At 72.4% G+C, this 12,789-nt stretch carries 13 protein-coding genes; 4 read left to right on the top strand and 9 right to left on the bottom strand.

The genetic code is table 11. The annotated features are described in order from the left end of the window. Positions 1-10: 10 nt before the first annotated feature. Together ACXKR8_RS16845 and ACXKR8_RS16840 are read right to left on the bottom strand one after the other, a co-directional pair. Entirely contained in the window at positions 11-1,471 is a 1,461-nt protein-coding gene (locus ACXKR8_RS16845; RefSeq protein ID WP_458273729.1) for a ricin-type beta-trefoil lectin domain protein, read from the bottom strand. Between the two features lie 311 nt (positions 1,472-1,782). Next, positions 1,783-2,391, bottom strand: coding sequence for a TetR/AcrR family transcriptional regulator (locus ACXKR8_RS16840; RefSeq protein ID WP_458273728.1), 609 nt, complete (start codon positions 2,389-2,391; stop codon positions 1,783-1,785). A gap of 109 nt (positions 2,392-2,500) precedes the next feature. Here ACXKR8_RS16840 and ACXKR8_RS16835 point away from each other — a divergent pair, with 109 nt between their 5' ends. Beyond that, positions 2,501-3,136, top strand: coding sequence for an NAD(P)-dependent oxidoreductase (locus ACXKR8_RS16835; protein ID WP_458273727.1), 636 nt, complete (start codon positions 2,501-2,503; stop codon positions 3,134-3,136). A gap of 81 nt (positions 3,137-3,217) precedes the next feature. Here the strand turns inward: ACXKR8_RS16835 and ACXKR8_RS16830 are convergent, their stop codons facing one another. After that, a complete protein-coding gene (locus tag ACXKR8_RS16830; RefSeq protein ID WP_034088259.1) occupies positions 3,218-3,421 on the bottom strand; it encodes a cold-shock protein in 204 nt (67 codons plus the stop codon). 307 nt (positions 3,422-3,728) lie between these two features. Between ACXKR8_RS16830 and ACXKR8_RS16825 the strand changes: the two genes are divergently transcribed. After that, complete coding sequence (locus ACXKR8_RS16825; protein WP_458273726.1) at positions 3,729-4,097, top strand: SCO5918 family protein; 369 nt, start codon at positions 3,729-3,731, stop codon at positions 4,095-4,097. A 56-nt stretch (positions 4,098-4,153) separates the two neighbouring features. Here ACXKR8_RS16825 and ACXKR8_RS16820 read toward each other — a convergent pair whose 3' ends face one another. The 3 genes from ACXKR8_RS16820 to ACXKR8_RS16810 all read right to left on the bottom strand — a co-directional run bounded on the left by ACXKR8_RS16820 (position 4,154) and on the right by ACXKR8_RS16810 (position 7,825). After that, positions 4,154-4,618, bottom strand: a complete 465-nt coding sequence (locus ACXKR8_RS16820) for a YchJ family protein (RefSeq protein ID WP_458273725.1) — start codon at positions 4,616-4,618, stop codon at positions 4,154-4,156. Between the two features lie 26 nt (positions 4,619-4,644). Further along, complete coding sequence (locus tag ACXKR8_RS16815; protein ID WP_458273724.1) at positions 4,645-6,129, bottom strand: MFS transporter; 1,485 nt, start codon at positions 6,127-6,129, stop codon at positions 4,645-4,647. A gap of 94 nt (positions 6,130-6,223) precedes the next feature. Continuing rightward, positions 6,224-7,825: a CYTH and CHAD domain-containing protein gene (locus ACXKR8_RS16810; RefSeq protein WP_458273723.1), complete on the bottom strand. Its 1,602-nt coding sequence runs from the start codon at positions 7,823-7,825 to the stop codon at positions 6,224-6,226. Between the two features lie 137 nt (positions 7,826-7,962). On the opposite strand from ACXKR8_RS16810, the gene ACXKR8_RS16805 reads away from it, so the two are divergent. Together ACXKR8_RS16805 and ACXKR8_RS16800 are read left to right on the top strand one after the other, a co-directional pair. Continuing rightward, the gene (locus tag ACXKR8_RS16805; protein WP_458273722.1) at positions 7,963-8,760 is read left to right on the top strand and encodes an alpha/beta hydrolase; all 798 of its coding nucleotides are present in this window, start codon (positions 7,963-7,965) and stop codon (positions 8,758-8,760) included. Between the two features lie 25 nt (positions 8,761-8,785). Then, the gene (locus tag ACXKR8_RS16800) at positions 8,786-9,928 is read left to right on the top strand and encodes a dihydrofolate reductase family protein (RefSeq protein WP_458273721.1); all 1,143 of its coding nucleotides are present in this window, start codon (positions 8,786-8,788) and stop codon (positions 9,926-9,928) included. 4 nt (positions 9,929-9,932) lie between these two features. On the opposite strand, the gene ACXKR8_RS16795 is transcribed toward ACXKR8_RS16800, so the two are convergent. From ACXKR8_RS16795 to ACXKR8_RS16785, 3 genes are all read right to left on the bottom strand, one after another. Then, positions 9,933-10,337 carry a globin gene (locus ACXKR8_RS16795; protein ID WP_458273720.1) on the bottom strand — a complete coding sequence of 135 codons (405 nt, stop codon included), beginning with the start codon at positions 10,335-10,337 and terminating at the stop codon, positions 9,933-9,935. A 33-nt stretch (positions 10,338-10,370) separates the two neighbouring features. Then, on the bottom strand, positions 10,371-11,369 hold the full coding sequence (locus tag ACXKR8_RS16790) for an FHA domain-containing protein (protein ID WP_458273719.1): 999 nt from the start codon (positions 11,367-11,369) through the stop codon (positions 10,371-10,373). A gap of 63 nt (positions 11,370-11,432) precedes the next feature. Further along, entirely contained in the window at positions 11,433-12,788 is a 1,356-nt protein-coding gene (locus ACXKR8_RS16785; protein WP_458273718.1) for a vWA domain-containing protein, read from the bottom strand. Position 12,789 lies beyond the last annotated feature (1 nt).

Below are 12,789 nucleotides of genomic sequence, written 5' to 3'. Positions count from 1 at the left end.
GGGTGGAGCGTCAGCTGGGGAGGGTCCACTGCTGGTTGGCGCCGGTGCCGCAGGTCCAGATCTGCAGCCGGGTGCCGTTCGCCGAGCTGGGTCCGGTGGCGTCCAGGCACTTGCCGGAGACCGGGTTCAGCAGGGTTCCGTTGCTCTGGTGCTGCCAGACCTGCGCGGCAGTGCCGTTGCAGTCGTAGAGCTGGACCTTGGTGCCGTTGGCGGTGCCGGCCGAGGTGATGTCCATGCACTTGCCGAGCGCCTGCAGCGAGCCGTTGGACGCGACGGTCCAGGTCTGCGCCGCGGTGCTGTTGCAGTCGTAGAGCTGGACCGCGGTGCCGTTGGCGCTGCTGGCCGCGGCGACGTCCACGCACTTGCCGCCGTAGCCGGTGATGGCGCCGGTGGGCGAGCCGGGCGGGGGCGGCGGCGGGGGAGTGACGGTACCGCCGCCGGTGATCGCCTTGAAGGTGTTGGTGAACTGGTAGGCGCTCTGCGAGGTGCCGCTGCAGGTGTCGGACAGCGTCCCGTTGCTCGAGCAGGCCTTGTCCCGGCCGAGCGCCCAGAAGGACAGCTCCTGGATGCCGTTGGTGGCCGCGAAGCTCTCCAGGGTGGACGCGTTGGCGGTGCTGAACACCTCGACCGTGGAGTCGTTGACCCCGATCATCGGGGTGTTGCCCTCCATCGCCCACAGCTGGGCCGAGGACTTGGTGGTCCAGATCTGGCCGAGCTGGGTGTGCAGCGCGGTGGCCGCGCTGGTGGCGGCGGTGCCCATGTTCTGGGCGTTGCCGTAGTCCATGGTCATGATGTTGACCAGGTTGACGTTCAGGTTGTGGCTCTTGGCGTTGTTGAGCAGGCTCAACGAGTCCGACAGCAGGCCGGTCGGCAGCACCGGCAGGGTGTAGTCCACCGACAGCGTCTTGCCCGCCGCGGCGTACTGGGTCTGCAGGTTGGCCAGCGCCTGGTTGCGGCGGTCGTTGGCGGCGGTGTCGTCCAGCGGCGCGCCCTCGACGTCCAGGTCGATCCTGGTCAGGTTGAGGGTGTCGATGACCGACTTGTACGCGGCCTGGAGCGAGGAGACCGAGGTGCAGGCCTGGGCCAGCTCGGTGCCGGAGGCCCCGCCGAAGGAGGCGATCACATCGCCGCCGGCCGCGCGCAGGCTGTTGATGGCGCTGGTCCAGCCCGGGTCGCTGAGTGAGATGTCGCCGTTGATCAGGCCGGTACAACTGCCGCTGATCACAAAGGCCAGCGTGTAGTACTTGTTCCCGGTCGCGTTGAAAGCGTTGGTCAGCGCCGAGGCGGAGTTCCAGGTCTCCACATAGGGCGCGGCGTAGTGGGCCGGGAAGCCGGGCCCCGGGTTTGCCGCGGCGTGGGCGGCGGTGCTGCCGCCGAGCAGCATTCCGGCCGAGGCGAGCGGCACGGCCGCGGCTATCAGTGCGGTGCGGGCGCGGAAGCCCTTGTTTCTGAGCATGCTGGACCGGGGCATGGCGGTGTCCTCCTGGGGACGGTGGGGGGCGTCCAGGTACGCGGACAGAGGCGGGCAGGGTGGGGGTCCCGCTGTCGGCGTCAAGTAGTGAACAGAGGAAGCGCTCTCTCGGCTTCTTTGTTCAGGTCTTGATTGAACTCATGTCGCATGCCCGCGTCAATGGCCCGGCCCAAGATTGGTGCAGACCATTGCTGCCAGAAAGGCCGTATTCGCAGCTCAGGGCTGCTGTTCGGAAGTTTTACCAGGATTGGCCCGGTCTGCCTGCCGTCAACTGCCCTTGGGAGGGCTCCCAGTGGGTTGTTGACACCCGGTCAGGACCCGGTGAGCCCGCGGGTCAGGGTGCGGGCCAGTGAGGCGGCGAAGCTGTCCAGCGGCTCCGGTGACCCGTCCAGGAACGGTGCCAGCAGGGCGCGTTGGAAGCAGGCGCCGAGCAGCAGCGCGGCTGCGGCGTCCGGATCGGTGTCGCGGCGGATCCGGCCCTGCTGCCGTTCCAGCCGCAGGTAGCGGGCGAGCGCGTACAGCGGCTGGTGCGGGCCCGCGCCGAGCCGGCGCAGTTCGCTGACGTGGCGTCGCAGCAGCGCCGGGTCGGCGAAGAGGGAGGCCGCGATGGGGGCGCTGGCCTGGTAGAAGAGGGTGGCCAGAGCGGCGATCTCGGTCAGGCACTGCTCGGTGCCGCGGTCGCCCGGGTTCTCGATCAGCTTCAGCAGGGTGGGTCCGAGCGGGGGGAGCCGTTCCTGCAGCACGGCGACAAAGAGCTCCTCCTTGCTGGAGAAGTGCTTGTACAGGGCCGCCTCGGAACAGTCGGCGGCCCGGGCGATCTCCTTGGTGGTGGCCCGGATCAGGCCGATGGTGCGCATGAGCTGTGAGCCGGCGTCGAGGATCCGTTCCCGGGTGGGGGCGGTGGGCGTGCTACGCGTCACGGGGTTCGGTCTCCTTGGGCGTGAGGGCTTGACGCAAGGGTAAGTGAATACTCACTCTAGACAGGTGAGTGAATACTCACCAACCAGCATCACGCAAGAGGAGGCAGCTATGAAGCTCACCGTCCTGGGCGCCACCGGCGGTATCGGCAGCCAGATCGTCCGGCAGGCCCTCGGGGCCGGCCATGACGTCACCGCCGTGGTCCGGGAGAGGTCCCGGCTCGGCGTCGACCACCCGGAGCTGCGCGTGGTCACCGCCGACCCCACCGACGCCTGGGCCCTGGTGCCCCATGTCACCGGCCGCGACGCGGTCCTCTCCGCCCTGGGTCCGCGCAGTCGCAAGGCGGTCGGCATCGCGGCCGCGGGGACCGTCGCGGTGCTGCAGGCCATGGCCGCCGCCGAGGTGCGCCGGCTGCTCGTGGTCAGCGCCGCCCCGCTCGCCCCGATCCCGGACGGCGAGAGCTTCTTCCTGCGCCGCCTGGGCACCCCGCTCATCCGGGTGGTGCTCAAGGACAGCTACGCGGATCTGGCCGAGATGGAGCGGGCCCTGCGCGACAGCCCGGCCGAGTGGACCTCGGTCCGCCCGCCCCGGCTCACCGACAAGCCGCTCACCGGCAGCTGCCGCCGGGTGGTCGGCGGCGCCGTCCCCAGGGGGATGTCCGTCTCCCGGGCCGACGTGGCGCACGCGATGCTGGCGATGGTCGACGACCCGGCGACCTTCCGGCAGGCGGTCGGGGTGGCCCACTGAAGACCTGCCCTACGGGGGAACGGGCAGAACGCAAGAGGTCCCCACCGCCCGAAGGCGGTGGGGACCTCTTCACTCAGAACGTCAGAGCGGGCGAATGTTCTCGGCCTGCGGGCCCTTGGGGCCCTGCGTGACGTCGAACTCGACCTTCTGGCCCTCGAGCAGCTCGCGGAAGCCCTGGGCGTTGATGTTCGAGTAGTGGGCGAAGACGTCGGCGCCGCCGCCGTCCTGCTCGATGAATCCGAAGCCCTTTTCCGCGTTGAACCACTTCACGGTGCCAGTAGCCATGTCTATCTCCTTCATGGGGCAGAGTTCGGAGCCCACACTGTGCGGGATCCGAGTCGCCGCGATGATCGCCCCGCTCCGGCATGCGACATGTGACACAAAAGACCGGAAAAACAAAAGTGCGCCTGGGGTCACAACCCGGCAGGCGCACACAACGTTCATGGGAACCAAAACTGCAACAACACCAAAGCTAGCACACGCCGCGCCGGACCGGCCGTTCTTTCCGTCCGGGGCGCGCTGTGCGAGGCTGGACGTTGGACGCCACCCCCCGTCCTCCCGATTCCTGTCCCCTTCCCGACTGCGAGGCACGATGCGCGTCACCATCGCCGGCTGCTCCTTCTATCTGCAGGCGCCAGAGGTGGTCGCCCTCATGAAGGATGTGAAGGCCGAGCCAGTCACCGGCGAGTCGGTCCGGATCGGACGCCGAACCTATCCGATCAAGCAGGTCGGAGCCATGATCACCAAGCAGGACCGGCGCGACTTCAGCGCCGCCGACGTGATCCGGGCGATGCAGCGGCTCGGCTTCACCTGCAACCCGGCGCCCGCCCCCGCGGCCCCCGAGCCCGCCGCCGCGCCCGCCACGCCGGAGCAGGAGCTCGGCCTCGGCGGCGGTCCCTCGATGATGCTGGACTCGGACGCCGAGGTCTGGCCGCTCAGCTCGCCGGAGCAGCAGCTCTAGCGCCGTCCGGGCCTGAGCTCTGGGCCCCCGGGTTCAGCTCTGGGCCCCCTCGGGCCTCAGCGGCCCGCAGGTTCGTCCGGAAGCGCGTCCAGGTACTTCCAGGCGCCGCCCTCACGGACGAACCTGCTGCTCTCCTCCACCACGCCGGTGCGGCCCTGCTCGCTCCAGTGCGCCCGGAAGACGACCGTGCCGCCCACATGGAACGGGCCGCCCTCGCTCGCCGCCAGCACCTCCAGCCGCAGCCACTGCTGCGCCGGGTCGAGCTCCAGCTCCGCCGGGCGGGTGCTGGAGTGCCAGCTGCGCAGCAGGTACCCGGCGTCGCCGACGGCGAAGGCGCTGTAGCGCGAGCGCATCAGCAGCTCCGCGGTGGCCGCGGTGGCTCCGCCCGGCGAGCCCGCGTCCGCGGCGTGCAGGACGCCGCAGCAGTCGCCGTAGCTTCTGCCGTCCAGCCCGCAGGGGCAGGGGCGGGGGGTGACGGCGGCGGTGCGCCGGGCGGGTGTTTTCTTCCTGGGTCGGGCCATGTCCTGATTGTGCCTGGTCCGCCCTGCTAGGCAGGCACCGAGCTGAGCGGGGCGGCCAGCGACTCCAGGCTCTGCCGTTCCGCCTTGACCCCGATCACCGCCTCGACCAGCCCGGCCGCGACCATCAGCCCGGCGCCGATGCAGAAGGCCAGCGTGGTGTCGCTGGTCTTGCCGCTGTTGACCAGGCCGTTGAAGACCAGCGGCCCGGTGATGCCGCCCAGCGCGGTGCCGACCGCGTAGAAGAAGGCGATGCACAGCGCCCTGGTCTCCAGCGGGAAGATCTCACTCACGGTGAGGTACGCCGAGCTGGCCCCGGCGGAGGCGAAGAACAGCACCGCGACCCAGCAGGCGGTCATGGTGAAGGCGCTCAGCGAGCCGTTCTGGAACAGCGCGGCGGTGCCGAACAGCAGCAGCCCCGAGGCGATGTACGTCCCGGCGATCATGGGTTTGCGGCCGACCGAGTCGAAGAGGCCGCCGAGCAGCAGCGGGCCCAGGAAGTTGCCGACCGCGATCACCGCGAAGTAGTAGCCGGTGTTGCCGTCCGGCACCTTGAAGAAGGTGGTCAGGATCACCGCGTAGCCGAAGGTCACCGCGTTGTAGAGGAAGGCCTGGCCGACGAACAGCGACAGCCCGAGCGTGGTCCGCTTCGGGTAGGTGCGGAACACGGTCTTGGCGATGGTGGTGAAGCTGATCAGCCCGATCTCGCGGATCCTGATCTTCTTGGACGGGTCGACCGGCGGCAGTTCCTGCCCGGTCTCCTCGCTCACGGTCCGCTCCACCTCGGCGACCAGGTCCTCGGCCTCCTGCACCCGGCCGTGGGTGAACAGCCAGCGCGGGCTCTCCGGGACGTGCCGGCGGACCAGCAGGATCACCAGGCCGAGCACCACGCCGATGGCGAAGGCCAGCCGCCAGCCGACGTCGGTGGCGAAGAGCGAGGTGTTCAGCAGGGCGATCGAGGCGAACGCGCCCACGGCCGCGCCGACCCAGAAGCTGCCGTTGATGATCAGGTCGATCCGGCCGCGGGCCCGGGCCGGGATCAGCTCGTCGATGGCCGAGTTGATCGCCGCGTACTCGCCGCCGATGCCGAAGCCGGTGAAGAACCGGCAGAGGAAGAAGAACCAGGCGGTCCAGGCCAGGCCGCTGATCGCGGTCGCCACCAGGTACACCGCGAGGGTGATCATGAACAGCTTCTTGCGGCCGTACTTGTCGGCCAGCCGGCCGAAGAACAGCGCGCCGACGCAGGCGCCGGCGACGTACAGGGCCGCGGCCAGGGTGGTGACCTGGCCGGTGGTGATCGACAGGCCGCTGCCCTTCTCGGACAGCCGTCCGGCGATGTTGCCGACGATGGTGACCTCGAGCCCGTCGAGGATCCAGACCGTGCCGAGCCCGATCACGATGCGCCAGTGCCAGCGCGACCACGGCAGCCGGTCGAGTCTGGCCGGTACGTCCGTCTCCACCACGTCGTCGTCGCGGCCCCGGCCGCTCCTGGTGTCCGTACTGGCGTCGGTCATGGCGCCACCTCCTGTCGCTCCGGGCCGCCGTCCCCGTGCGGCCGTCCTGGCGTCTGCCCGGGGGGCACCAGGACAGTCCTCGTGCCGGACAGTCCTAGTGGAAGTGGGGCAGGCTGCGGAGGCAAGCGGCCCGGCGGACGGTGGGGAGGGCGCGGTCGACCCGGTCGATCGCGGCCAGCTCGCCCGCGTACAGCACGCCGTAGCCGAAGCCCGGCTCGCCGGCCAGGTGCGCGGCCTCGGCCAGCCCCGGCAGCGCGGCGCGGGCCAGCAGGGCGTCCTGGCGCTCGCCGAGCAGCTCCTGCACGGCCTTCATCCGGCGGGCCAGCCGCTTGGCCGGCTTCCCGGCGCTGGGGACGGCGCCCTCACTGGCGTAGCGGGCCCGTTTGGCGGCCTTGCGGGCGTCGTGCAGCGCCACGTCCAGGGCAGGCCCGGCCGGGGTCGCGGCGGCCGTGGCGAGCCGCCGGCCGACCCGCTGCTGCTCAAGGCCGACGATGCGCTGGAACTCGCCGACCGCGCCGCGGCGGGCCCGGTGGCGCAGGGCCGGGCGGGCGGCCAGCTGCTCCAGCGCGTCCAGCAGCGCGTAGTAGCGGGGGGTTTCGAGGGTGTCGCCGGCCCGCTTCCAGGAGCCGCGGTACCGCTCCGAGGTCCAGGCCGCCACCCGCTCGCGGACCGGTCCCGGGCACTCCTCGGCGGACAGCCGGCCGATCCGCTCGGTCAGCCGCGCGCCCAGCACCTCCTGGTCCCGCGCCTCGCCCAGCACCGTGCCCAGCCAGCGCAGTTCCCCGGCCACCGACCCGGCGGGCTGCTCCGCGAGCAGCCGCTGATGGATCCGCAGGGTGCTGCGCAGCCGGCGCACGGCGACCCGCATGGCGTGCACGGCGTCGGGCTGGTCGGCCCGTACCGCGGGGTCCAGCGCGAGCAGGGCGGCGGTCTGCTCGCGCAGCAGCGCGGTCACGGCCGCGCCGACCGAACCGGCCCGTGGCTGCCTGCCCCGCTCGGCCGCGGGGACGTCGGCCGGTCGCCCGAGCGCCCGGGCCAGCTTGGACGGGCTGGTCGAGCGCCGCAGCCCGGCCTGCGCGAAGCGCCGCTCCACCGCGTCCAGCAGCGCGGTGCCGCCGCCGAGCAGCTCGGCCTCCACCTCGGTCCAGGCGCTGAGCACGGTGCCGCCGCCACCGCCGCCGCTGTTCCTGGCCCCCGGCCGGCCGCGCTGGGCCGGGACCAGCGGCTGGTCCGGCAGCCGCTCCGCGCCCAGCACCTGGGCGGACACCGTGTCCTGGGCGATCTCGGCCAGCGGCTGCTGCCGGTCGTCCAGCAGCAGCCTGCGGCGGCGGTGGGTACGGAGGTGGACGATCGGGGTCAGCGCCCCGCCGCGGGCGTACACCCGGGTGCGCAGCACCAGTTCGCGCGGGACCCGGTTCGGCGCGCCCGCGCTCAGCGGCAGTTGGATCTCGCGGCGCAGGTCGGGCCCGACCGGCAGCTTGAGGTGCCAGCCGGCGTCATGGCCCCCGGTGCGCCGGCGCAGGGTGGCACCGTGGGCGAGCAGTCTCAGGTCGGCGGTGTCGTAGTAGACGGCGTCCAGGTCCTCCGCGTCGGCATCAGTGATCTGCGCCACACCGGGTATCCCGTCAAGTGCGGGGAGTGCCGCGTCGCCGCTGCCGTCGAACTTGCGTTCCTGCTCCAGATGTCCAGTCCTCATGACCCTCCCCTGCCCGGGGTCGTTCACACCATGCACGTCAGGACCGGCGGCGGCGGCGGCTCAGCTGTCAGCTGATTCCCACAAGCTCGTCCCGTCGCTGCCGTTTCAGCAGGCCCCCAGTGGAGGAGAAGGTGTACATGAACGAACTCGCGGAACGCGTGGTGGTACGGCGGGGCCTCCGCTACGGCCCCAGCGGGCAGCTGCTGGACGTCTACCGGCCGGCCGCGCCCCCCGGCGGCCGCCACGACGGCCGCCACGACGGCGATGGACTGCTGCCGACCGTACTCCTGTGGCACGGCCGCCCGGCCGACAACCGGGCCGTGCTGGCCTCGCTGGCCACCACCGTGGCCGGGCACGGCCTGCTGGTCCTGGTCCCGGACTGGCGCACCGACGCGCCGGACGGCGGCTGGACCGAGCTGCGGGAGTCCCTCGCCTACACCCGCCGCCGCGCGGCCGCACACGGCGGCGACCCGCGCCGGACGGTGCTGGCCGGCTGGTCGCTCGGCGGCCGCGCGGCGCTGGCCACCGCGCTGCGGCCGTCCGCCGCGAGCACGGACGGCTGGCGGCCGATGGCCGTGGTCGGCCTCGGCAGCAACTACCGCTCCGAGGACGAACTGATGCACCCCACCGTGATGGAGGAGCTGACCTGCTCCGCCGCCACCCCGATCCCGGTCCACCTGCACCACGGCACCGCCGACGCGGTGGTGGACGTCGACCGCTCCCGCGAGTTCGCCGCGGCGCTGCGGCGGCGGCACTGGCCGGTGACCCTGACCGAGTCCGACTCGGACCACTCCGGCGTGGTGATGGCCGAGTACGACCGCGGCCTCGGCCGCTGCCGCGGCGCCACGGCGGAGCACGCGCTGCGCGCGGGCGAGGTCACCGCCCGGCTGATCGCCGAGGCCGCGGGGGTGCGACTGCCGGTCGGCGTGCACTGATCCGGGCTGTGGCACTGTTGCGGCTATGAACGACATTTCCGCAGATCTCCGCCCGCAGGTCCGGCTCAGTGTCGCCATGTCGATCGACGGCCACATCGACGACCGCACGCCGGAGCGGCTGCTGCTGTCCTCGCCCGAGGACTTCGACCGGGTCGACCAGCTGCGGGCCGACAGCGACGCGGTGCTGGTCGGCGCCGGCACGCTGCGCAGCGACGACCCCCGGCTGACGGTGGCCTCGGCCGAGCGCCGGGCCGAGCGGCTGGCCCAGGGGCTGCCGGAGAACCCGCTCAAGGTCGCGCTGACCGGCAGCGGCGACCTGGACCCCGGGCTGCGCTTCTGGCAGGGCGCCGGGGCCAAGGTCGCCTACGCCCCGGACGCCGCCGTCGCCAAGCTCGCCGAGCGCCTTGACGGCCTGGCCGACGTGGTCGGCACCGGGCCCGGGCTCGACCCCGGCGCGGTGCTGGACGACCTCGGCGCCCGCGGCGTGCGCCGGCTGATGGTCGAGGGCGGGGGAGCAGTGCACACCCTGTTCCTGACCGCCGGTCTTGTGGACGAGCTGCAGCTGGCCGTCGCCCCCTTCTTCGTCGGCGACGACTTCGCCCCGCGCTTCGTCGGCGCCGGGGTGTTCCCGCAGGACGCGCTGCACCGGATGGACCTGGTCGAGACCCGCGCCCTGGGCGACACCGCGCTGCTCCGCTACCTGGTCCGGCGTCCCGCGCTGACCGCCGCCGACCGGCACTGGCTCCGGCTGGCGGTGGCCGAGTCCCAGCTCTGCCCGCCGTCCGCCACCGCCTACTCGGTGGGCGCGATCGTCGTCGCCGCGGACGGCACCGAGCTGGCCCGGGGCCACTCCCGGGAGGACGACCCGCGGAGCCATGCCGAGGAGGTCGCCCTGGCCAAGCTGGACCCGGAGCACCCGGGGCTGGCCGGAGCCACCCTCTACAGCACCCTGGAGCCCTGCAGCAGGCGGGCGTCCCGCCCGGTGCCCTGCGCCCAGCTGATCCGGGCCTCGGCGCTGCGGCGGGTGGTCGTGGCCTGGCGCGAGCCCGGGCTGTTCGTCGCCGACTGCCAGGGCATCGAGCTGCTGGAGCAGGCCGGGCTGACCGTGCTGGAGTGTCCGGAGCTGGCCGCGGCGGCGCGCGCGGTGAACGCGCACCTTCTGGTCTGAGGCGCTAGTCCGGGGTGTTGACCATGGAGGCGGCTGCGTAGGTGAGGTAGTCCCAGAGCTGCTGCCGGTGCTCCTCGGCCAGGCCCAGCTCGTCCACGGCCGCGCGCATGTGGCGCAGCCAGGCGTCGTGCGCGGCGCGGTCCACGGTGAACGGGGCGTGCCGCATCCGCAGCCGGGGGTGGCCCCGGTTGTCGCTGTAGGTGCGCGGGCCGCCCCAGTACTGCATCAGGAACAGGGTCAGCCGCTCCTCGGCGGGCCCCAGGTCCTGCTCCGGGTACATCGCCCGGAGCTCGGGATCCCCGGCCACCCCCCGGTAGAACGCCGCCACCAGCCGCCGGAACGTCGGCTCCCCGCCGACCTGCTCGTAGAAGGTCTCCGCCTGCAAGGTTCCCCGCTTGATCTGGTCCACGGCCCCATCCTCCCAGACGGGGCCGCGGGACCGTCAGGCGTGGTGGACGGTGATCGTGGTCCAGGCCCCGACATGGATCCGGTCGCCGTCCTTGAGCGGGTGCGGGACATGGGCCGGGATGGCGTCGGGGGCGCCGTTGAGGGTGGTGCCGTTGGTGGAGTCCTGGTCGATCAGCACCCAGCCGCCGTCCGGCTGCTCCTGGAGCAGGGCGTGCTGGTGCGAGGCGCCCGGGTCCTCGGGGGCGGTCGACAGGTCGATCTCCGGGACGGTGCCGCGCTGGTGGCTGCGGCGGCCGATCCGGAGCTGGCCGCGCCCGGTCATCGGCACCCGGCGGTCCTGCGAGTACGGCGGGAAGTAGAGCCCGGCCGCGTCCGGGCCGCTACGGGCCATCATGTCGTTGAAGTAGTCGCGGTCGGCGGCCACGGTGGCGACCCAGGTGCCCCGGCCCGCCGGGCGCTGCTGCTGGGACTGGGACTCCTGCGGGGGCTGCAGCATGAAGTCGGTGCCGAAGCCGCCGCTGGTGTCGCCGGTGGAGTACTGCACCCCGCCGTAGGTCCCGGCCGGGACGCCGTAGGGGGGTGAGGGGGCCGGCGCCGGGGCCGGGGTCGGCGGTTGGTAGGCGTTGGGCTGCTGCTGGGGCTGGCCGTAGCCCTGCTGCGGTTGCTGTTGCTGGGGTTGCTGCTGGGGCTGGCCGTAGTCGGGGTTGTAGCCCTGTTGGGGTTGGCCGTAGCCCTGTTGTTGCTGCTGCGGTGGTTGCTGCTGGGGCTGCTGGGCCCGGCGGGAGGGGGAGGGGAGGTCATAGTCGTATCCGCACTCCTCGCAGTACCGGCCGGTCTGCGGGGTGCTGCAGATCGGGCACATCTCCAGTCCGGCCGTCTGCGGGGTCGGCTCCGGGGCCCATTGCTGCTGCTGCGCGGGCTGCTGCTGCCCGTGCTGCTGCTGCCCGTGCTGTCCCTGCTCGGCTATGGGCCAGCCGCAGTAGTCGCAGTAGTCGGCGGTCGGCGAATCGTGGCCCTGCGGGCAGATCGGCATGGGGAGCCCCCCTCTGGCTCGTGGGTGCAGCGCCGGGCCGGGTGGCCTGCTGCGTCCTGGTCGCTACGGAGTCTTCTTCATTCGCTTGGTCACCGTCGAGCGGGTGTCCAGGGTCATGGAGTCGGCCTCGCTGACGTTCTTACGGAATCGAACGGTACCTTCCTTGGCGTCCACCACGTCCACCACCTTCGCCAACAGCCGGAAGGTGTCCTCATTGCCCGATTCGTGCGCCAGCTGCACGGCGCGGCCGAGCCGGGAGGTCGCGTTGTCGACATCTCCGCGCCGGTGCGCGTCCATGCCCTCCTGGATGGCGTTCGCCAGGTCGGCCTGGCCGGTGTAGTGGGCCACCTGCGGGCTGATCTTGGTCGAGGCGGAGATGTCGTCCGTCCACACGGCCTTGACCAGGCCCTGCGACAGCACCTCGGAGGTGCCGTCCGGCTGCGGCACCACCAGGCTGATCCGCCCGGCCAGCATCTCGCTGCCCACGGCGGCGCTGGGGACCTCGATGCAGACGTGGTAGTCGCGGCTCTCGTCGCCCCAGGAGCCGGTGGGGTAGTCCCCGGCGCGCGGAGCGGTGTCCTTGCGGCGCGCGGTCAGGTCCTCCACGGCCGGGGCGACCTGCTTCACGAACTTCACCGAGGCGTTGGCCGGCGTCCACACCCGCAGCGCGACGTCCGCGACCGCCTTGCCCATGGCGTTCTCCATCATCGCCCGGAAGTCGTCGGCCAGGGTGGCCGGGTCGGCCACGATGTCGACCGTGCCGAGCAGGGCCGAGGAGATCCGGCGCAGCTCCTCCACCTCCCAGTCGGTGCCGACGCCGCGGCAGTCGGTGGTGAAGTGGCCCTGCACCCGGTCCAGGGTGCGCTGCAGGTCGGCCGGCTTCTCGTGCTCGTTGCGGCCGTCGGTGAGCAGGATGCCGTGCCGGATCGAGATGTCCCGGCGGGACAGGAACAGCTGGTCGGCCTTGCTCAGCCAGGTGCCGATGGCGGTGCCGCCGCTGGGGGTGAGCCGGCGCAGCGACTGCTTGGCCTCCTCCCGGCTGCCGGCGTGCGAGACCGCGAGCTGCCCGGAGCCCGGGTAGACCTCCTTGGCCTCGTGCGTCCCGGCGACCACGGCGAAGGCCACCCCGTCGCGGACCGCGTCGATCGCGGCGGCGGTGGCCTCGCGGGCGGCGCGGATCTTCGCGGGCGGGTAGTCCATCGACCCCGAGCAGTCGACCATGATCACCACGGCGGCGTCCGGGCCGTCGCTGGGGCTGCCCGCCTGCGCGCCGGTCGTACCGGTCGCCCCGCTGGTGCCGCCGCCGGTCGCGGTGACCGTGACGATCGCGTTGACCTCGCGGGAGCCCTCCGCCAGGTACTCGTTCTGGAAGATGTCGACGGCGAACTGGGGAAGGTTGGACTTGGTGAGCCTGGCCATG

The sequence above is a fragment of the Streptacidiphilus sp. PAMC 29251 genome (assembly GCF_054208735.2).
The sequence above is the reverse complement of the archived record's forward strand: the minus strand, read 5'-3'. Positions and strand labels throughout refer to the sequence as shown.

Bases quoted from the DNA above. Each gene is read 5' to 3' on its own strand.
- ACXKR8_RS16830 (WP_034088259.1), bottom strand. From the start codon at position 3,421: ATGGCTACTGGCACCGTGAAGTGGTTCAACGCGGAAAAGGGCTTCGGA.
- ACXKR8_RS16845 (WP_458273729.1), bottom strand. From the start codon at position 1,471: ATGCCCCGGTCCAGCATGCTCAGAAACAAGGGCTTCCGCGCCCGCACC.
- ACXKR8_RS16800 (WP_458273721.1), top strand. From the start codon at position 8,786: ATGAACGACATTTCCGCAGATCTCCGCCCGCAGGTCCGGCTCAGTGTC.
- ACXKR8_RS16785 (WP_458273718.1), bottom strand. From the start codon at position 12,788: ATGGCCAGGCTCACCAAGTCCAACCTTCCCCAGTTCGCCGTCGACATC.
- ACXKR8_RS16815 (WP_458273724.1), bottom strand. From the start codon at position 6,129: ATGACCGACGCCAGTACGGACACCAGGAGCGGCCGGGGCCGCGACGAC.
- ACXKR8_RS16805 (WP_458273722.1), top strand. From the start codon at position 7,963: ATGAACGAACTCGCGGAACGCGTGGTGGTACGGCGGGGCCTCCGCTAC.
- ACXKR8_RS16810 (WP_458273723.1), bottom strand. From the start codon at position 7,825: ATGAGGACTGGACATCTGGAGCAGGAACGCAAGTTCGACGGCAGCGGC.
- ACXKR8_RS16790 (WP_458273719.1), bottom strand. From the start codon at position 11,369: ATGCCGATCTGCCCGCAGGGCCACGATTCGCCGACCGCCGACTACTGC.
- ACXKR8_RS16820 (WP_458273725.1), bottom strand. From the start codon at position 4,618: ATGGCCCGACCCAGGAAGAAAACACCCGCCCGGCGCACCGCCGCCGTC.
- ACXKR8_RS16825 (WP_458273726.1), top strand. From the start codon at position 3,729: ATGCGCGTCACCATCGCCGGCTGCTCCTTCTATCTGCAGGCGCCAGAG.
- ACXKR8_RS16835 (WP_458273727.1), top strand. From the start codon at position 2,501: ATGAAGCTCACCGTCCTGGGCGCCACCGGCGGTATCGGCAGCCAGATC.